Annotated in this window: 22 protein-coding genes; 9 read left to right on the top strand and 13 right to left on the bottom strand. The window is 46.2% G+C overall.

The annotated features are described in order from the left end of the window. From OA57_RS12430 to fkpA, 9 genes are all read right to left on the bottom strand, one after another. The coding region (locus OA57_RS12430) for a GTP-binding protein (RefSeq protein ID WP_021500928.1) at positions 1 to 151 on the bottom strand (151 nt) is incomplete at its 3' end. Positions 152 to 212: 61 nt separating this feature from the next. After that, positions 213 to 2318 carry an elongation factor G gene (gene fusA, locus OA57_RS08750; RefSeq protein ID WP_034616420.1) on the bottom strand — a complete coding sequence of 702 codons (2106 nt, stop codon included), beginning with the start codon at positions 2316 to 2318 and terminating at the stop codon, positions 213 to 215. A gap of 94 nt (positions 2319 to 2412) precedes the next feature. Continuing rightward, entirely contained in the window at positions 2413 to 2883 is a 471-nt protein-coding gene (gene rpsG, locus OA57_RS08745) for a 30S ribosomal protein S7 (RefSeq protein WP_034616418.1), read from the bottom strand. 114 nt (positions 2884 to 2997) lie between these two features. Next, on the bottom strand, positions 2998 to 3372 hold the full coding sequence (gene rpsL / locus OA57_RS08740; RefSeq protein ID WP_034616415.1) for a 30S ribosomal protein S12: 375 nt from the start codon (positions 3370 to 3372) through the stop codon (positions 2998 to 3000). 193 nt (positions 3373 to 3565) lie between these two features. Further along, positions 3566 to 3856, bottom strand: a complete 291-nt coding sequence (locus OA57_RS08735; RefSeq protein ID WP_034616412.1) for a DsrH/TusB family sulfur relay protein — start codon at positions 3854 to 3856, stop codon at positions 3566 to 3568. 21 nt (positions 3857 to 3877) lie between these two features. Continuing rightward, a complete protein-coding gene (tusC, locus tag OA57_RS08730; RefSeq protein ID WP_034616409.1) occupies positions 3878 to 4237 on the bottom strand; it encodes a sulfurtransferase complex subunit TusC in 360 nt (119 codons plus the stop codon). After that, positions 4234 to 4614 carry a sulfurtransferase complex subunit TusD gene (tusD, locus tag OA57_RS08725; protein WP_034616405.1) on the bottom strand — a complete coding sequence of 127 codons (381 nt, stop codon included), beginning with the start codon at positions 4612 to 4614 and terminating at the stop codon, positions 4234 to 4236. The genes tusC and tusD overlap by 4 nt, the downstream gene beginning before the upstream one ends. Then, on the bottom strand, positions 4614 to 5285 hold the full coding sequence (locus OA57_RS08720) for a helix-turn-helix transcriptional regulator (protein ID WP_034616403.1): 672 nt from the start codon (positions 5283 to 5285) through the stop codon (positions 4614 to 4616). Before OA57_RS08720 ends, tusD begins: the two co-directional genes overlap by 1 nt. An 88-nt stretch (positions 5286 to 5373) precedes the next feature. Beyond that, the gene (fkpA, locus tag OA57_RS08715) at positions 5374 to 6105 is read right to left on the bottom strand and encodes an FKBP-type peptidyl-prolyl cis-trans isomerase (protein ID WP_034616400.1); all 732 of its coding nucleotides are present in this window, start codon (positions 6103 to 6105) and stop codon (positions 5374 to 5376) included. A 116-nt stretch (positions 6106 to 6221) separates the two neighbouring features. Between fkpA and OA57_RS08710 the strand changes: the two genes are divergently transcribed. Further along, positions 6222 to 6443 (top strand): SlyX family protein, encoded by a 222-nt coding sequence (locus tag OA57_RS08710; RefSeq protein ID WP_034616397.1) that lies wholly within the window; start codon positions 6222 to 6224, stop codon positions 6441 to 6443. Here the strand turns inward: OA57_RS08710 and fabR are convergent. After that, positions 6437 to 7063 (bottom strand): HTH-type transcriptional repressor FabR, encoded by a 627-nt coding sequence (fabR, locus tag OA57_RS08705; RefSeq protein ID WP_034616395.1) that lies wholly within the window; start codon positions 7061 to 7063, stop codon positions 6437 to 6439. The genes OA57_RS08710 and fabR overlap by 7 nt on opposite strands. A gap of 14 nt (positions 7064 to 7077) precedes the next feature. After that, positions 7078 to 7974, bottom strand: coding sequence for a DNA-binding transcriptional regulator OxyR (gene oxyR / locus OA57_RS08700; protein WP_034616393.1), 897 nt, complete (start codon positions 7972 to 7974; stop codon positions 7078 to 7080). Between the two features lie 217 nt (positions 7975 to 8191). On the opposite strand from oxyR, the gene hemC reads away from it, so the two are divergent. From hemC to OA57_RS08680, 4 genes are read left to right on the top strand one after another with little or no spacing between them, the layout of a single operon-like run. Continuing rightward, on the top strand, positions 8192 to 9118 hold the full coding sequence (gene hemC, locus OA57_RS08695) for a hydroxymethylbilane synthase (RefSeq protein ID WP_034616392.1): 927 nt from the start codon (positions 8192 to 8194) through the stop codon (positions 9116 to 9118). A 21-nt stretch (positions 9119 to 9139) separates the two neighbouring features. Continuing rightward, positions 9140 to 9898, top strand: a complete 759-nt coding sequence (locus tag OA57_RS08690; RefSeq protein WP_034616389.1) for a uroporphyrinogen-III synthase — start codon at positions 9140 to 9142, stop codon at positions 9896 to 9898. Positions 9899 to 9912: 14 nt separating this feature from the next. Continuing rightward, positions 9913 to 11550, top strand: coding sequence for a uroporphyrinogen-III C-methyltransferase (locus OA57_RS08685; protein WP_052122450.1), 1638 nt, complete (start codon positions 9913 to 9915; stop codon positions 11548 to 11550). Positions 11551 to 11561: 11 nt separating this feature from the next. Further along, the gene (locus OA57_RS08680) at positions 11562 to 12818 is read left to right on the top strand and encodes a heme biosynthesis HemY N-terminal domain-containing protein (protein ID WP_034616385.1); all 1257 of its coding nucleotides are present in this window, start codon (positions 11562 to 11564) and stop codon (positions 12816 to 12818) included. 156 nt (positions 12819 to 12974) lie between these two features. Here the strand turns inward: OA57_RS08680 and OA57_RS08675 are convergent, their stop codons facing one another. Further along, a complete protein-coding gene (locus OA57_RS08675; RefSeq protein ID WP_034616382.1) occupies positions 12975 to 14126 on the bottom strand; it encodes an ROK family transcriptional regulator in 1152 nt (383 codons plus the stop codon). A gap of 264 nt (positions 14127 to 14390) precedes the next feature. Between OA57_RS08675 and OA57_RS08670 the strand changes: the two genes are divergently transcribed. The 4 genes from OA57_RS08670 to OA57_RS08655 all read left to right on the top strand — a co-directional run bounded on the left by OA57_RS08670 (position 14391) and on the right by OA57_RS08655 (position 18634). After that, a complete protein-coding gene (locus OA57_RS08670) occupies positions 14391 to 15170 on the top strand; it encodes an SDR family oxidoreductase (protein ID WP_034616380.1) in 780 nt (259 codons plus the stop codon). Between the two features lie 63 nt (positions 15171 to 15233). Continuing rightward, positions 15234 to 16769: an FGGY-family carbohydrate kinase gene (locus OA57_RS08665; protein ID WP_034616378.1), complete on the top strand. Its 1536-nt coding sequence runs from the start codon at positions 15234 to 15236 to the stop codon at positions 16767 to 16769. Between the two features lie 29 nt (positions 16770 to 16798). Next, positions 16799 to 18148, top strand: coding sequence for an MFS transporter (locus OA57_RS08660; RefSeq protein WP_034616375.1), 1350 nt, complete (start codon positions 16799 to 16801; stop codon positions 18146 to 18148). Between the two features lie 21 nt (positions 18149 to 18169). Then, positions 18170 to 18634 (top strand): PTS sugar transporter subunit IIA, encoded by a 465-nt coding sequence (locus OA57_RS08655; RefSeq protein ID WP_034616372.1) that lies wholly within the window; start codon positions 18170 to 18172, stop codon positions 18632 to 18634. Positions 18635 to 18717: 83 nt separating this feature from the next. Here OA57_RS08655 and hslU read toward each other — a convergent pair whose 3' ends face one another. Next, positions 18718 to 20049, bottom strand: a complete 1332-nt coding sequence (gene hslU, locus OA57_RS08650) for an HslU--HslV peptidase ATPase subunit (RefSeq protein ID WP_034616369.1) — start codon at positions 20047 to 20049, stop codon at positions 18718 to 18720. Positions 20050 to 20068 lie beyond the last annotated feature (19 nt).

The raw sequence follows: 20068 nt of genomic DNA, 5'->3' as shown, positions 1-20068 counted from the left end.
CGATTTGGTCGAATGCACGTGCAGCTCCGCCGTAAGTTTTTGCCAATACGGTAGTAATAGCAGCGGTTAATGTTGTTTTACCATGGTCAACGTGGCCGATTGTTCCCACGTTAACGTGCGGTTTTGTACGTTCAAATTTTTCTTTAGACACGATTAAGTTTCCTTATGTAAAGTCTACAAGCCTAAACGGCTTGTAGATTTGTTTAACAAAATTACTTCGCTTTGCGTGCTTCAATTACAGCATTGGCAACGCTGGACGGTGCTTCTGAATACTTCAATGGTTCCATTGAATAAGAGGCACGACCTTGGGTTTGCGAACGAAGGTCCGTTGCATAACCAAACATCTCTGAAAGCGGTACTTCAGCATTGATTTTTACAACAAATTCATTACTTTCCTGACCGTTCACCAGAGCACGACGACGGCTTAAGTCACCGATAACGTCACCGACATAATCCGGCGGTGTTTCAACTTCCACTTTCATAATCGGCTCAAGCAATACCGGTTTCGCTTTCATATAACCGGCTTTGAATGCCAAAGAAGCGGCCAATTTAAACGCCAATTCGGAAGAGTCGACATCATGGTAAGAACCGAAATGCAAACGCACTCCCAGATCCACTACCGGATAACCTGCCAAAGGACCGGATTTCAATTGTTCCTGAATACCTTTATCAACTGCCGGGATGTATTCGCCAGGAATTACGCCGCCTTTGATTTCGTTCACGAACTCGTAACCAGGACCTTCCGGCTCTAATGGGTAAAGATCAATAACAACATGACCGTATTGCCCACGACCACCGGATTGTTTTGCGTGCTTACCTTCAACATCTTTAACGGTATCACGAATCGTTTCACGATAAGATACTTGTGGTTTACCGATATTCGCTTCAACTTTGAACTCACGACGCATGCGGTCAACGATAATATCTAAGTGTAACTCACCCATACCGGAAATGATAGTTTCACCTGATTCTTCATCGGTATGCACACGGAACGACGGATCTTCTTGCGCCAGACGACCTAACGCCAAGCCCATTTTTTCCTGATCCGCTTTAGTCTTTGGTTCTACCGCAACAGAAATAACCGGTTCAGGGAATTCCATTCTTTCAAGAATAATCGGTGCATCCGGCGTACACAGCGTATCACCAGTACCGACATCTTTCAAACCGATGGCAGCCGCGATATCGCCCGCACGAACTTCTTTGATTTCTTCACGTTTATTGGCATGCATCTGTACGATACGACCGAAACGCTCACGTTTTTGTTTTACGGAGTTCATCACGGTATCGCCAGAATTAACCACACCGGAATAAACACGGAAGAAAGTCAAGTTACCGACAAACGGGTCTGTTGCGATTTTGAATGCCAGGGCAGAGAAAGGCTCGTTATCCGACGGATGACGTTCGCCTTCGCTGTCGTCAAGATTGATACCTTTAATCGCAGGAACATCTGTCGGTGCAGGCAAATATTCGATAACCGCATCCAACATAGCCTGTACGCCTTTGTTTTTAAACGCAGAACCACAAGTTACCAAAATGATTTCGCTGTTCAAAACACGTTGACGCAAACCGCTTTTGATTTCTTCTTCGGTCAGCTCTTCACCGCCCAAGTATTTTTCCATCAATTCTTCAGAAGCTTCCGCAGCAGATTCAATCAGATTTTGTTGCCATTCTTCCGCTAAATCCTGAAGTTCTGCCGGAATGTCTTCATAAGTGAAAGTCATACCTTGATCGGCTTCATTCCAGTTGATAGCTTTCATTTTGACCAAATCAATCACGCCTTTGAAATTTTCTTCAGCGCCGATTGGTAATTGCAGCGGAACTGCATTACCGCCCAAACGAGATTTGATTTGCTCAACTACACGCAGGAAGTTAGCACCGGTACGGTCCATTTTATTGACAAACGCAATACGCGGAACCTGATATTTATTCGCTTGACGCCATACGGTTTCAGACTGAGGCTGTACACCGCCTACCGCACAGTAAACCATTACCGCACCGTCAAGAACACGCATTGAACGCTCTACTTCGATAGTGAAGTCAACGTGCCCCGGGGTGTCGATGATATTGATACGGTGTTGTTCAAATTGATTTGACATTCCGCTCCAGAATGCCGTTGTTGCCGCAGAGGTAATAGTAATACCACGCTCTTGCTCTTGTTCCATCCAGTCCATGGTAGCGGCGCCGTCATGCACCTCACCAATTTTATGACTAACACCTGTATAGAACAGAACACGCTCGGTAGTTGTTGTTTTACCTGCGTCGATGTGAGCACTGATACCGATATTACGATAACGCTCAATAGGAGTTGTTCTAGCCACGATTATTTCCTCTCGTTAGGCGTTGAAAAATAATGTTGTTTACAACAGGTTTGAAAAATACAAACCTGTTGTACGCGTCATCAATAACGTCGGATTACCAACGGTAGTGAGCAAACGCTTTATTGGCTTCCGCCATGCGGTGAACGTCTTCACGTTTCTTAACCGCCGCACCTTTATTATCTGCCGCATCGGACAGTTCATTGGCTAAGCGTAACGCCATTGATTTGTCACCACGTTTACGTGCCGCATCAACGATCCAGCGCATGCCCAAGGCATTACGGCGAACCGGACGGACTTCAACCGGTACTTGGTAGGTTGAGCCACCGACGCGGCGGGATTTCACCTCTACGGTCGGACGCACGTTTTCCAGTGCGATTTCAAAGGCTTCCAAATGATCTTTACCGGTGCGCTCGGCTAAAGTATCCAACGCATTGTAAACGATTTTTTCAGCGATAGACTTTTTACCGTCTACCATTAATACATTAATGAATTTTGCAAGTAATTCTGATCCGAACTTTGGATCGGGAAGGATCTTGCGTTGACCAATTACACGACGACGTGGCATGGCATTTCTCCGTTTATTTTCTTCAGGTTACCCAAAACTCTATGACTGGAGTTATGGTTTATATTATAGTTTAGCTTAAAATATGAACGTTTGGCCTTACTTAACGGAGATCCATTAAGCTTTAGGTCTCTTAACGCCGTATTTTGAACGCGCTTGTTTACGATCTTTAACGCCGGCACAGTCTAATGCGCCGCGAACGGTGTGGTAACGCACACCCGGTAAATCTTTAACACGGCCGCCACGGATAAGCACAACGCTGTGCTCCTGAAGGTTATGACCTTCGCCGCCGATGTATGAGGTTACTTCGTAACCGTTGGTTAAACGAATACGGCATACTTTACGTAATGCGGAATTCGGTTTTTTAGGTGTAGTAGTGTATACACGGGTACACACGCCACGTTTCTGCGGGCAAGCCTCTAATGCAGGAACGTTGCTTTTTACAACCTTTTTAACACGCGGTTTGCGTACTAGCTGGTTGATAGTTGCCATTAAAAAAGCTCCAGTTTATTAATAATATTCATAAAAGAATGTAAAAGATAATCCACCCAATAATAGAATGGACGCAGAATTTTAGACTTTGAACGGCGGAATGTCAAGGGCTGGCGCAAAATCGGCTGATTATTTTCTATTCAGCATCAAGGCGACAAATGCCAGCCGCACTTTGTATGATTTTTTCAGTCTTTTAGCGGGCAAATTGCGGAAAATAACGTTCGGTCAGAGTCACCCATTCCGATAACGCCAATTCACTGATTGCCAAATATGGAGAGAGATGATCGAGGCAGAGATTCCGTGCCGCCAAATCCTGTTGCAGAACATAAATCTTTCCGCAGCAATCCTTCAGCTTATCGGCATATTTTATTAACGCCCAAACGCCGTCTTGCCAAAACAATAACGCGTCATCAGGGCTTGCCGCCTGTATATATTGCTCGAACGATACTAAATCATAACTTGCGTGTGCGAACGTATAAAGCATTATTCCCTCTTACGCATTTAACTAAAACGTCAGCACTTTTTCTGCCGTTGCCAGCTTTTGCATCAAGCGGTCGATAGGTAAACACGCCGTCTCGATTAAGCTGTTTTCATGCATCAGGCCGAAAGCTTTCCACGCTTCCAGAGCTGAGTAACGCTGCTCAATCGCGTATAGATCCAACAGTTTAAATGCCGCCAAGCTATCTTTTTGCCATAGCAAGTGCGGTTGTTGTTGCGGACACAGATTCAATACCCCGTCATCAACAAAAAAAACACCGATCTCATCTTCATCAACAAATGCCGTCGCCGCCAACAGGGCGTCCAATCCTTCTCTGCTGGCGGACGAGGCGAACGGGGATTCGGTAAAAACAAAGGCCAGTTTCATATGCTAATCAGCCTGTCCGCGTCCAATACTGCACGTGTAAACTCGCCCAATCCGGCAATTTCAAATCCTGCCGCCAAATTATCCTGCATACCGTCGACCGCACTTTGCGCCGACACCACGCCACGCCGTTGTGCGGCTGCCACGCAAAGATTTAACCGCACTTGATATTGTCGGGCAAACGCCTGCCATTGCAACAATAAATTAGGTTCATCACTGGCCGGGTAGGTGTAAGCATTGCCGTGATATACGCCCTCACGGTAAAAAAACACCTGATCCAATTGATGACCGCACTTTAACAACGTCTGTGCCAATTGCAGCGCCAGTGCCGATCCTTGCCCGCCATACAGCGGTTGGGTAACCTGTAAAACGTAGCGCATTACAATTCCGTCTCGTCCTGTTTTAGCTGGCGGATATACAGATAAACCGTGTGACGGGAAATGTCCAACCGTTCCGCCACCTGATGAATGGCATCTTTGATGTCGAAAATGCCTTTTTCGTACAATGAAGTGACGATTTGTTTGTTTTTGCTGTTATTGGCGACACTGGCATCGGCATTGATTTCTTCAATGGTATATTCCACTGTCTGCGCCACCAAATCCTCTACCGAATTGGCAAAATTCACCGCGGACGATAATTCTTGCTGGCTTTCTGTGGGCACGAAAGTTTGCAGAAACTGCGATAACGGCGCATCAAGATTCATATTGATACACAATAAACCGATAATCCGTTTTTCCGGATTGCGAATGGCAATCGTCACCGACTTCATTAAAATATTGCCTTTCGCCCGAGTGAAATAGGGTTTGGACACATTATCGGTTTGCATATGATGTAGCGAACTCAACGCCAAATCGGTAATCGGCGAACCGACTTTACGGTTGGTATTGTGGCCGTTGGCAATATAAATCGCCGAGCGCTGCAAATCGTCCAATGAATGCAGCACGATTTCACAGTGGCTGCCGACCAATGCCGCCAACCCGTCAACTACCGCCGGATAGGATGTTAGAATCGCATAATCTTGTTCAGTAAAAGGCCGTGTATCCTGTACCATAACATTTAGGGTTATATCAAATTAAAAATAAAAAAGATCAGAAAAGACAACGCTACCGTAACTTGTCCGGTAGCGCGCCTCTATATCATTATTTTTTGGCTGCCTTAGTGACGTCCAACAGCTCGATATCAAACATCAATGTGGAATTCGGCGGAATATTGCCGGTTGCATTCTCACCATAAGCCAATTCAGCCGGAATCACCAGCTCGATTTTGCCGCCTTTCTTGATAAGCGGAATCCCTTCGATCCAGCCCGGAATCAGTTGATTTAATTGAAATTCAATCGCCTCGCCGCGCTGATAAGAGCTGTCGAACACTTCACCGTCGATCAATTTGCCCTGATAATGCACTTTCACGGTGTCCGTCGGTTCAACGCTGTCGCCTTCGCCGGCTTTTTCAATACGGTATAATAAACCGGACGGTGTGCTTTTCACCCCTTCTTTCGCCGCATATTCCTTACGGAATGCCGCCCCTTTTTCGGCATTTTCTTTTGCACTCTGCGCTTCTTTTTCCGCCACAACCGCACCCAATTCCTGATCCAACTTACGCAACTGCTGTTCTAATTGCTGATCATTCAGTTTGCTTTTGCCTTCCAGCGTTTGCTGCAAGCCTTCGATAATTTGTGCCTGATTATAAACAATCAACTCTTTTTGCGAATCAACCACCTGCTGAATATTTTTCCCCATCAATACACCGAGTGCATACGACGAATCTTCAACAAATTTAGGATCTTTCAATGTTTCGCCGGCAGCCAATACCGAAGTCGAAACCGCACTTGCGATAACTAATGCTGCAACAGACAATTTCTTTTTCACTAACATTTTTCTCTCCCCTTTTAGTCCGGAGTGGTTTTGATAAATCATCTTATACTATATATTTGATACCGAATAGGTTAAAGTACATTTTTCATATATGGTCACTTTATTATAAAATCAATATGCCGTCATTAATCGAACTACAAAAACATATTGCCGAATTGGAAGTAAAACTGACATTTCAGGAAGGCACTATCGAGGATCTAAATCAGTCTTTGATCGAACAGCAATTTATCCTTGATCGTCTGCAACAGCAAGTGCGGTTGCTGGCTGTAAAGCTGACGGATTTGCAACCGTCCAATATCGCATCACAAGCTGAGGAGACGCCGCCACCGCACTATTGATGCGTGCTTTGCGACTTCTCCTCCACAATTTTCAAGGCGCCTTTCGCAATCATTCGCAATTGTAAGATTAGGCGTTTTTTCAGTTCTTCGCGCTCTTTATTCCCCATATCCAGCGCATGGGAGCCGGCAGTGAAAACGATCGTTACCATGCCTTCAGCCTGCACATAGGCCAAATAGCGCGAATCTTTTTCCTGTGCCGCAATATATTCGGTCAATTCGGCGACAAAATGCTGGATTTCGCGTGCGGCGGCGGTACGAAATTCTTGCGATGTGCCGGAACTTTCGCGCAACAGCAGGCGAAACATGTTCGGTCGTTCATGAATAAATTCGAAGAACGTTTCCACAGAAATCACAATCACACTGCCGCCGCGCTCAATTCGTTTACGGGCTTGACGCATCAGTTGGCGCAGAATCAGACCGGCCTCGTCCACCATTGCCAATCCCAATTCGTCGATATCACGGAAATGGCGGTAAAACGACGTCGGCGCAATCCCCGCCTCCCGCGCCACTTCACGCAGACTGAGGTTGGAAAAACTCTTCTCCGCACTCAATTGGTTAAACGCCGCATCAAGTAGCGCCCGACGGGTTTTTTCTTTTTGCTGTGCCCGAATTCCTGCCATAATATGTCCGTAATTTATTCCAATACCGGCATCACTGCCCCTTGAATGATTTTCGCAATCCGTTCATAGCGCGCCCGCAGCGGAGAGCCGGGACGATAGACCAAAATAACGCTGCGATAAGGCTCCGGCTCGCTAAACGGAATATATTCAACCCCTTTACGGTTGCCTTCGTTGATTATTGCCAATCTCGGCATCAGCGTCACGCCGGTATTGGCCGCCACCATATTGCGCAACGTTTCCAGACTGGTCGCCTGAAAATGGCTGTTCTCGCGCGCGCCGGCGGTAAAGCAATAATCCAGTGTCTGTTCCCGCAGGCAATGGCCGTCGTCCAACATCAGAATTTCTTGATCCTTCAACAGTGCAAGCGGTACGGAGGCTTCATTGGCCCAAGGGTGTTTAGGCGATACCGCCAACATCATTTTTTCTTTAAACATCGGCACTTCGATAAAATTTGTCGTTTCCGGCACTTGCGCCAAAATCGCACAATCCAGTTGCCCCATCTCCAGCTTTTCCAATAACGTTTGGGTTTGCGCTTCGTACAGATACAATTCCAAATCGGGGAAATCCCGTTCCAGAACCGGCAACATACACGGCAACAGATAAGGCCCCAAGGTCGGAATCACACCGATATGCAGCGGCCCGCTCATCTCTTTGCCCTGATTACTCGCCATTTCCCTGAAGATTTGCACTTCCAGCAAAATTTTCCGAGCCTGTTCGACCAATAACATCCCCGACTGGGTGAACAATACTTTGCGGCTGGTTCTCTCCAGTAGCAAAATGCCCAATTCGTCTTCCAATTTACGGATTTGTCCGCTCAACGTAGGTTGACTGACATGACAGGCATCCGCCGCCTTGCGGAAATGCTTATATTCCGATAACGCAACCAGATATTCCAAATCACGAATATTCACAGCAAGCCCCTATAATTGAATTGATATGCTAAAAAACGGAGCTTAGTATAATCCATTCCTTGTCGTTCACCGCCAACTTTTTACGTTAATCACGGCAAAATAACGATAATTCCGCATTTACGGCGCAAAATCACGTGCTGAGCGCTGACAATTCTACGCAACAGTGATAGGATCAAAAACCGTATCCTTTCCATAACTGATTGCAAAAACAAATAATATGGACAACATCATCAGAATTGCGACCCGCCAAAGCCCACTGGCATTATGGCAGGCAAATTTTATTCAGGCACGACTACAAGCGCTTTACCCGAATTTGAGGATCGAACTGATTCCCATGGTGACCAAAGGCGATATTATACTGGACACACCGCTGGCAAAAATCGGCGGTAAAGGCTTATTTGTTAAAGAATTAGAGTCGGCATTACTGGAAAACCGCGCCGATCTGGCGGTACATTCAATGAAAGACGTACCGATGGAATTTCCAAAAGGCTTGGGATTAAGCGTGATTTGCGAGCGGGAAGATCCGCGCGACGCTTTTGTATCCAACCGCTATACCGCACTTGAGCGGCTCCCGCCGAACGCTGTAGTCGGCACATCCAGTCTGCGCCGTCAGGCACAATTAAAATCGCTGCGCCCCGATTTGCAGGTGCATTCCTTGCGTGGCAACGTCGGCACCCGCCTGAACAAACTGGATAACGGTGATTACGATGCAATTATCCTAGCCGCCTCCGGCCTGAAACGGCTTGCTTTAGAACAGCGGATCACCGCATTCATCGCCCCCGAACATTCGCTGCCGGCCGCCGGACAAGGCGCACTGGGCATTGAAACCCGAGTTGATGATCATAACATCAACCGTTTGTTGAAACCGCTCTTGCATGACCAAACCGCTTGTTGCGTCACCGCTGAACGCGCCATGAACCGCCATTTGCAAGGCGGTTGCCAAGTGCCGATTGCCGGTTTTGCCGAAATTCAAGGAGAACGACTTTATCTGCGCGCCTTGGTCGCCAATCCCGACGGCAGTCAAATCTTGCGAGCCGATGCCCATGCAACGCTCGATCAGGCGGAACAATTGGGCATTCAAGTAGCAGAACAATTACTGGCACAAGGTGCCGGAGACATTCTGCAAGCGATTTATCAACCATAATATAATGCGACCGAAACGTGTATGGCTATTCTCGTCACTCGCCCCGAACCAAACGGTGAAACACTCTGCCAACTGTTGAATCAGCATGGTTTTGCGACGTTATATACCCCGCTATTCAGCATTGAAAAAGGCTCGGATTTGAACCGACTTCCGCAACAGTTGCAGAATCTGCAAAGCGGCGACTATGTATTCGCCGTGTCCAAAAATGCGATTCGCTATAGCGATCAAGTCTTGAAAAACATCGGTTTACGCTGGCGTTCCGATTTGCACTATTTCACGGTCGGGCGACGTAGCGCCGAATATTTGACCGCACTTGGCGAAAATCCGGTTGCCTATCCCTATCCGAATGAAAACAGCGAAGGCCTGATCCGGCTGCCGCAAATGCAGCAGCTGAGCAATAAGCGACTGTTAATCTTGCGCGGGAACGGCGGCAGAGAACTGCTGCGCCGACAGGCAGAAATCAGAGGCGCAACAGTCGATGTGTTGGAATGTTATCAACGTATTCCGAAAGAATATGATAATATTCAACAGATTAGTATTTGGAAACGTGCCGGAATCAATACTATTATTGTGACAAGTCATGAAATTTTGCGCTATTTAGTGGAATTTGTACCAAAAAATGACCATAATTGGTTGACCCAATGCCATTTGGTTGCCATTAGTCCGCGCATTGTGAAATTAGCCAAAGACTACGGCTGGGAAAACATTACCCAGACCACCCGCGCTGATAATGCATCGATATTAGAGACGCTATTGTCATTGAAAAACGAATTGAATTAGCAGAGGTAGGATAAATGAGTGAGAAAAAAACACCTGACAGCGGTGCCGATACTGAAAACAGATCAACCGACCGCTCGACGGAACAGAAAAATACCGCAATCTCCTTGTCGAAAATAGGTGAAAAAAATACCCATGCGCCCCATGCGGACGGAAAAAAGCCGAAACCTGATACAGACACAACGCCCGATACGCTAAAAACAACGGAAAAATCCGATTCAGCCCGCCCGCAAGATAAGGTGATCGATGATGCATCCGCAAAAACCTCCACGACAACCATAAAAGAAAATACCATGGCAAAATCCCACACTAACGAAGCAACCGCACCTGCCCCTCACCCCCAATCCGGCGGCGGCAAAGGCTTATCCCTGCTGGCTATTCTGATCGCACTGGGTATTGGCGCCGGCGGTTATTTTTGGGGACAGCAGCAATTCAGCGCCATGCAGCAGCAGGTAACCGCACTTTCCGATGATATGGCAAATCTGCAAACGCAGCCTACCGCGCCATCAGGCACATCCCAAGCGCAAACTCAGACTAACAGCGAAGTGTCGACCCAAATCCGCGAGTTGCAAACCAAGCAGGATAATGCCTTGCAACAAACCCAAAATGAGATTCGACAACTGACCGCCGCTTTGGATTTGCAAAAAACAGAAAACAGCGAATTACGCAATCAATTGAACAAACTCAGTTTTAACAATAAATCGGATCCTAACGACTGGCTGATGTCGGAAGCCGATTTTCTGCTGACCAACGCCCAACGCAAACTGGTGTTGGACAATGATATCGATACGGTAATGTCGCTGTTGCAGGAAGCCAATCAGACCTTACAACAGGTCTCAACCTCGCAAGCACTGTCGATCAGAACGGCAATCAGCAACGATCTGACACAGCTGCAAAATGTGAATGATGTTGATCAAGATCTGATTATGTCGCAATTGAGCCTGCTCATTTCGCAAGTCGACAATTTAAAAGTATTGGCGCTCAATCCGAACAATGCGCCTGCCGACATCGGTGTCAGCGATTCAATAGACGACTGGCAGAGCAATTTGGAAAAAAGCGCCTCTTCTTTTCTTGATCACTTTATCCGTGTTCAGAAAAAAAATCCTAATCGCCCGGAATTACTTGCGCCGAATCAGGATATTTTCTTGAAAGAAAATATTCGTCTGAGCCTACAAGTCGCATTGTCCGCCGTGCCCCGTCAACAAAACGAGGTCTATAAACAGTCGTTAAATTCAGTGGCAAGCTGGATTCGCAGCTACTTTGACGACGATGATTATTCGGTGCAGCAATTCCTACAACAAGTCGATCAGCTGAAAGAACAATCGATCTATGTCAATGCGCCGCAACAATTAACCGCTTGGCAAGCTATCGGCACGCTCCTTAATCGCGAGCACCGCACTTTAGAGCAGTTTTCCGCTTCGGAAGCCGCCAAAAAAGCCGCAGCGGAGAACGTAAGCGACAAAAAACCGATGTCTCAAACGGAAGACGCCGACAAAGCGGATAACGACAATACGCCTGAAGTGCAAGCGACAGAAACGAAAAACACAGCAAGCGAAGCTACTGCACCGCAGAACAGTGAAACGGCACCGCCGGAAACACCGGCCGCCGAACATCGCGATAATCCGGTCGCACCTGCCGCCGAATCTGCACAATAGGAGCCACTGTTATGTTTAAAGTCCTCTTTTTAATGTTGATTTTACTGGCGGGATTGGTTGCCGGGCCTTATCTTTCCGGTAAACAAGGTTACGTGTTGATCTCGACAACAAATTGGGATATTGAAATGACTATCCCGACTTTAGTGGTTTTCTTTGTTTTATCATTAGCGATTGTCTATCTGGTTCAAGCGCTTATCTCTCGCTTTTGCCGCCTGAGCAACAGCACTTACGGCTGGTTTTCACGCCGTAAACGGCGGAAAGCGGAAAAACAAACCCTTGCCGGACTCATCAAAATGGATGAAGGCGATTATGCCAAAGCCGAAAAGTTAATCGGTAAAAATGCCAAACACGCCACTGAACCGGTGCTGAATTTTATCAAAGCCGCCGAAGCCGCACAGCAAAAAGGCGATGAATTCAGTGCCAATAAATATCTGATCGAAGCAACCAAACTTGCCGGCAACGATAATCTGGTGGTAGAACTGGCTCGCACGCGGATTTTATTGCAACAAGGCAAGACTTCCGCTGCACGCAGTGCAATTGACAGCCTGCTGTTACTGGCGCCGTATAATCCCGAAGTATTACGTCTGGCGGTCGATATTTATCTGCAATCCAACGCATATGCCTCGCTGGACGAGCTTTTCGGACGGGTTGAAAACAAACTGAATTACAGCCGTGAAAAACTGTTGCAGCTACGCCACCAAATCGAAGACGGCCTGCAAGATGAAAAACTCAATGAAGACGGCGTCGACGGTTTACTGGCGTGGTGGGAAGAACAAAGCCGCAAACGGCGTAACGACATCTATGCCAAAACCGGTATGTTAAAACGCCTGATTGCCGCCAACGACCACGAATCAGCCTATGAAATCGCATTGGAAACCGTCAAAAAAGCGGAAAACAAAACCGATCGACTGGCATTGCTGCAACAACTACCGCACTTGCAGCTCGAAAGCGACAGCAAATTGATTAAAACGCTGGAAAAACAGCTGGCTTCAACACAGGATCCTGAATTACAAGTGGCGTACAACCGTGCATTGGGCTATTTGAATGTCCGCTTGAACGAATTCAACTCGGCGAAAACCTACCTGTGCAATGTATTGAGCCAGCCGCAATGGACAAAAGCCGAAGATTATACAATGACGGCTTATACTTACGAACAGTTGGGCGATAGCATAAACGCCCAAAAAGTACGGGAACAAGGGCTACAGTTTGTTATGAAAAACCGGCAGAATACGCCTGAACAAACAGAAATTGCCGTACTAAACCGCTAATCCCGCCCGACCAAAAAAGCGATTTGCCGACCGACAAATCGCTTTTTTAAGCTTAAAACCGCACTTTTGCTTTTTATCTTACAGAATAAAACGGCTCAAATCTTCATCTTCGACAATGTCGCCAAGTGCGGTGAAGACAACACTCAAAAGTGTATTTTATTCTTCACCATACAAATATCTTGACACAAAAGGCAGCGCCGCACCAATTGCCGAGGCGTTTTTTTGTACAGTGGCAATGCGGATAAAATCACCTTCCAACGGAAACGAGGAAAGCGTTTTGATTTTATTCTGCAATAAGATCAAATCGTTACTATTCAAATACGCCGAAATTTCACCGCCTAGAATAATATCCCGCTCTAGCAATAAATAGACATAATTCAGTCCTTGCGCCAATTTATCTAAAAAGGCTTGCCAACGTACCACAATTTCATTGTCGACCGCACTTTTAATCATATTTTCCTGTATTCTCAAGCGGGTAAAAAAATCCGCAATCTCGTCTTTTGACTGCAACAACGCTTCGAGAGAGCAATGTGTTTCCATACAGCCTATTTGTCCGCAATAACAGGCTTTTCCATCTCTGCTTAACTGCAAATGCTCTAACGCCCCCGAATAGCCGTTTTTACCTAAATCAATCTGATTATTGAGGATCATCGCCCCGCCAAGATGCTCACTAATCGAAACATAAATTGCATTATCAATGTGTTTCACCTCCCACAATTCAGCTTTAGCGGCACATTTTACATCGTGATACAATTTTATCGGATACGGCAAGTGCGGTTGTAATTTATCGGTATGGAACTGCTCACAAGGTGTGATTTTACCGTATAAAACCGCACTCCCGTCTTTACTTGTGATCGCCTGAATAGAAATACCGATACCTAAAATTTGTGCCGACTGATAACCCAATTCCGCCATAAATTGCGTAATAAAACGGCAAAGTTTGCCCAAGTAAGCCTCGTCATTCCTGCATGCCAACGGCGTTTCTTTAAGAGAAATTACTTTACCTTTTAGGTTTAACGCCACAAGTTTAATTTTTTTCCGTTGAATTTCTACGCCGAGTGCAATAAAAGCGTCGTCAATGAGTTGATATGCTGTCGCCGGCCTGCCGCCTTGTGATTTATTAAAACCCTGATTTCTGATTTTCCCTTCCGCTTCTAATTCACTGATATTATTGACAACCGTCGGCAAACTCAAATTGAGTAATTGTGCAACTTCCGGCTTGGACAATTTATCGTGTTCGAAAAAAAGGTGATAAATTTTATGATAATTCTCTTTTTTAATATTTAACGGTACGCTGATTTTGCTCACTTCCTGACCTCTTTTGATAAACCGCACGCTATTGCTCACAATAGGTGGCAAGTATGCCTCACTCTACCGAGTTTTAAGCTTAAATATTAACTAATAACGTGAACAATATCACACTTCCACACAAAAAATGAGATTGCCTCCACAATTTTAAAAAACGACTTTGACAAACCTCAGACAGCAAGAATAATATAAATCAACTTTATTAAATTGACTTTATTTAAGTCAATTTCAATAATTGAATTCAACAACGATGGAGATGAAATCATGGGTATTTTAGATCAAATGAAATTAGACAAAAAAACGGCTCTTGTGACCGGTGGTGCAAGAGGTATCGGCAAAAGTGTGGCATACGGCTTTGCTCAGGCCGGAGCAAACATAGTCATCGCCGATTGGGATATTGAAGAAGCGTCAAAAACCGCGCAGGAAATTGCCGTTGCCGAGAATGTCAGAACCCTTGCCATACAAACCGATGTCACCCGTTCCGAAAGTGTCGAGCAAATGATCGCAGCCATTCAAAAAACGTTCGGCTCACTGGAGATCGCCTTCTGTAATGCAGGTATTTGCTTGAATATTCCCGCTGAAGAGATGAGCATTGAGCAATGGTCTAAAGTTATTAACGTGAATTTAACCGGCGTATTTTTAACCGCACAAGCCGCTGGAAAATTAATGATTGAGCAAGGCAAGGGCGGGTCGATTATCACGACCGCTTCAATGTCGGCACATATCGTCAACGTGCCGCAACCACAATGTGCTTATAACGCCTCTAAAGCCGGGGTGATTCAACTGACCAAATCACTGGCGATTGAATGGGCGAAACACAATATCCGTGTCAATAGTTTAAGCCCCGGCTATATCGGCACTGAACTGACCCTAAATTCAAAAGATCTGCAACCGCTAATCAAAACCTGGAATGAAATGGCACCACTACACCGTTTGGGCAAACCGGAAGAATTACAGTCGATTTGCGTTTATTTGGCAGGCGACACCAGTAGTTTCACCACCGGTGCGGATTTTATTGTGGACGGTGCATTCACCTGTTTCTAACAGGCAAATCGGCAGAAAAAGTGCGGTTGCTTATCGGCGCATGATGAAAAGAAGGAAAATGCTATGACTTATTTATTGGGAACGGATATTGGTACGTCCGGCACAAAAACCATTTTAATGGATACCAAAGGCAATTTAATCGCCCAAGATTTGCAAGAATACGACGTATTGACCCCCAAACCGTTGTGGGCGGAACAATGGCCTGACGTATGGCTGAATGCGGCAAAACGTTCCATTGCCAACACGGTGCAGAAAGCCAATATTGATATTTTGCAAATCAAAGGTATTGCCATCAGCGGATTATACGGCGGATCCGGAATTCCGTTAGACCACGAGATGAATCCGATTCGTCCTTGTATGATTTGGATGGATCGCCGTGCCGAAAAAGAAACCCAATGGGTCAAAAAACACATTGATTTAGAACGGTTACAAGCGATCACCTATAACAGTGTTGATCCCTATTACGGCTTTACCAAAATGCTATGGCTGAAAAACAATGAGCCTGAAAACTGGCAAAAAACCGCTCTTTTCCTGCCGCCAAATAATTATGTGATTTATAAACTGACCGGCAACATCGCCATTGATTATTCATCGGCAGGCAATATCGGCGGCATTTTTGATATGAACAACCGCACTTGGTCGTCTGAAATGGCACAAGCACTCGGCATTCCGTTAGATAAAATGCCACAGCAGATTGTGGAATCCACCGATATTGTCGGCACATTGAGCGAACAAGCCGCACAAGAGTTGGGATTATACGTCGGATTGCCCGTGATCGCCGCCGGAATTGACTGCGGCGCTGCAAGTATCGGTTTAGGCATTTATCAACCCAATACCTATTCCGCCACCGTCGGCACCTCGATGTGTGCAGCATTAATTTCCGAAAAACCCATCAAAAGCAATGGGTTGATTGTGTGGCCCTATCTATATAATGCCAAAAAACTAAGCTATAACTTTGCCGGCTCAAATACCGCCGGCGCGATCATCAAATGGTTCCGAGAAACGCTGTGCCAATGGGAAATAGAACAAGAAAAACAAGGCGGCGAAAGTGTTTACAGCATACTGAACCAACAGGCTCAAGCGGTACCGATCGGCAGTGGCGGCTTGGTAGTATTGCCGTATTTTATGGGAGAGCGCAGCCCGATTTGGGATTCCCATGCCAAAGGTACGATTGTTGGTTTATCACTGACCCACAGCAAAGCGCATATTTTCCGTGCGTTTATGGAAGCCGTGGCTTACGCCTTGCGGCAAGCAATGGAAGTGACCGGTGAAGACTTGGGAGACTTTATCATCATCGCCGGCGGGGCGACGAAATCCAAGTTATGGAAACAGATTTTCGCCGATGTTACCGGCTATCCGGTGGTCTGCCCATTAAACGACACCGAAGCTAATTTGGGTGATGTGATTTTGGCTGGTGTCGGCACAGGGACATTAACCTTTGAAGAGGTACAAAAATGGCAGGTGCTGGACGAAAAAATCATGCCGAATTCGCAGGCACACGCCCTCTACAGCCAATATTATCAAGTATATAAATCGGTTTATCAGCATTTGAAACAGGATATGGCAACACTGTCCTCACTGGCACAATCACAACAATAACTTCGCATGACGAAGATAAGGATAAGATGATGAGTAAAACTTGGCTTAAACGGATCGGCTACGGTTCAGGTGATTTCGGTTGTAATTTGGTATTTGGCACTATGGCATCGTATTTGATGTTTTTCTACACCGACGTTTTTGGGATCGAAGCGGCGGTGGTCGGAACGATGTTGCTTTCTACCCGTCTGCTCGACGCCTTCACCGATGTAATGATGGGCTTGGTAGTCGATCGCACTAACACCCGCTGGGGGCAAGGCCGCCCCTATTTTATCATCGGGGCATTACCTTTTGCCGTCTTCACCGCACTGACATTCTATGTGCCTGATTTCGGTGCGGCGGGCAAAATTATATGGGCATATGCTACCTATATTATGCTGTCGTTGGCTTACACCGTGGTCAATATTCCACTGAACACCATCGTACCGCGCCTGACATCCGATGTGCACGAACGCAATATCCTCGTGTCCAGCCGTATGGTGTGCGCCTTGTTGGGTACGGCGGTAGTGATGAGCATCACCCAACCGTTGGTCGATTTCTTCGGACAAGGCGATTACGAAAAAGGCTACCTGATCACGATGAGCTTATACGGTATTTTAGCAATGCTCATCTTCTTTTTCACCTTCTCACAAACCAAAGAAGTGGTGCCGCCGACCGTCGTCAGAGAGAAAAACAGCTCGGTTTGGGACGATTTTAGCGGCATTACCGCTCAAACATGGATTTTGGTCTTAGTCAATTTTCTCTATTTCGGTCTGTATGTGATGCGCAATACTTCCGTTATTTACTATTTCACCTACAATCTGGAACGCACCGATTGGCTCACGTTTGTCGGCTTCTTCGGGATTTTATCCGGTTTACCGATCTTATTCTTGTTGCCGCACCTGCAAAAACGCTTTGCGCAGCGCACCCTGATTATCGCCTGTGCAATTATCTACATTATCGGTGATCTGCTGTTCTATATCGGCAAAGATTCCCCACTGTTGTTAATCCTGAGTTTAGCGATTACCGGCTTAGGAATGTACGGTATTTTCGGTGTCACTTTTGCGATTCAACCTGATGTAATCGACTATTCCGAATATCAAAAAAGTCGTAGTATTTCAGGCATGATCGCCGCATTACAAGGCTTTTTCGTAAAATTCGGCATGGGTGTCGCCGGTGCTTTGATCGGTTGGATTTTAAAATCCGGCGGCTATCAACCCAACATACCACAATCCGAATCCGCGCTATGGAGCATTGAAATGTGCTTTATATGGATTCCGCTGATTATTTGCCTGTTAGTCATTGTACTGATGTATTTCTATCGCTTGGACAGCATTCGTGATGAAATGACTAAGGTATTAAATTTACGCAGAAAACAGATGGAATATGCAAATCAGCAATAAGTGATTAAATCAGGAGTTATCATGGAAAAGCAAGAAAAACAAATTATCGCCCCGATGTCCGGCGAACTACTACCGTTGGAGGCCGTACCCGACAGCATATTTTCAGATAAATCATTGGGAGACGGATTTGCTCTGAAACTAAGCGGCGATGTGGTGGTCAGCCCCTTCAACGGCATTGTTATCGCCGCATTCCCCACAGGACACGCCTTTATCATTCGCAGAGATGACGGATTGGAAGCCTTAATCCACATCGGTTTGGATTCTGCTAAAAACACAGCCGCATTCAAGGCAAAAATCAACAAATATGCGCGCGTTAAACAAGGTGATATCCTGACCTATGTGGATAAAAATCAATTTTCCGCCAACGAAAACGCCTTAATTTCCCCGGTGGTTTTTTCCAATCCCAATATCAAAGTAACGCTTAACAAAATGAATCAAGCTGTTTTGGTAGGGGATGAAAGTGCGGTAAGTGTCGAGTTATTATGACTCAAAAAGCAGCATAAACAAAAGCGATTTGCCGACCGACAAATCGCTTTTTCAAGCTTAAAACCGCACTTTAACTTTTTATCCTACAGAATAAAACGGCTCAAATCTTCATCTTCGACAATGTCGCCAAGTGCGGTGCTGACATATTTTGCATCAATGGTCACACTCTGCCCCGACATATCGCTGGCATCAAACGAGATTTTATCCATCAAACGCTCCAATACCGTATGCAGACGGCGGGCGCCGATATTTTCCGTTTTCTCATTCACACGGAATGCCGCTTCGGCAATTTTGGCAACCGCATCGGCGGTGAACTCCACATTTACCCCTTCCGTTGCCATTAACGCTTGATATTGCTGGGTTAACGAAGCATTCGGTTCAGTCAGAATCCGTTCAAAATCCTTACTGCTCAACGCACTCAACTCCACTCGAATCGGCAAACGACCTTGCAATTCAGGAATTAAATCCGACGGTCGCGCGACCTGAAACGCTCCGGAAGCAATAAACAGAATGTGATCGGTTTTCACCATGCCGTGTTTGGTATTAATCGTGCTGCCCTCAACCAGCGGCAACAAATCGCGCTGTACGCCTTCACGCGAGACGTCCGGCCCCGAACTTTCGCCGCGCTTACAAATTTTATCGATTTCATCGATAAACACGATTCCGTGCTGTTCGGTCGCCTCAATCGCTTTCTGTTTTAATTCTTCCGGATTAACCAATTTGGCGGCTTCGTCCTCAATCAAGATTTTTAACGCATCTTTAATCTTCATTTTGCGTTTTTTGGTCTGTCCGCTCGACATATTCTGGAACATTGATTGCAGCTGGTTGGTCATCTCTTCCATGCCCGGCGGCGCCATAATTTCCACACCGACCGAGGCGGCGGCAATATCCACCTCAATCTCTTTTTCGTCAAGCTGCCCTTCCCGCAGTTTTTTACGGAAAACCTGACGGGTTCCGCTTTGCTTATCGCTCTCTTCCTCCGCTCCCCAGCTGTTTTTAGCCGGCGGTAATAAAATATCCAGAATACGATCTTCTGCCATTTCTTCGGCACGGTAACGATTCTTGTCTATTTCGGTTTGGCGCACCAATTTCATCGCCACATCGGTCAAATCACGGATAATCGAATCCACTTCCTTGCCGACATACCCGACTTCGGTAAATTTGGTCGCTTCCACCTTGATAAACGGCGCATTGGCCAGCTTTGCCAATCGACGGGCGATTTCGGTTTTCCCGACGCCGGTCGGGCCGATCATCAAAATATTTTTTGGGGTGACTTCATGACGCAAGACATCACTTAGCTGCATTCTGCGCCAACGATTACGCAGTGCAATCGCTACCGCTCTTTTGGCATCGTTCTGCCCGATAATATGTTGATCCAGTTCGGATACAATCTCACGAGGGGTCATTTCAGACATAGTCTTTCCTTAATTCTTA

This window comes from Chelonobacter oris (genome assembly GCF_000772535.1).
GTDB lineage: Bacteria > Pseudomonadota > Gammaproteobacteria > Enterobacterales > Pasteurellaceae > Chelonobacter > Chelonobacter oris.
This window is presented reverse-complemented; position numbering and strand designations above follow the sequence as displayed.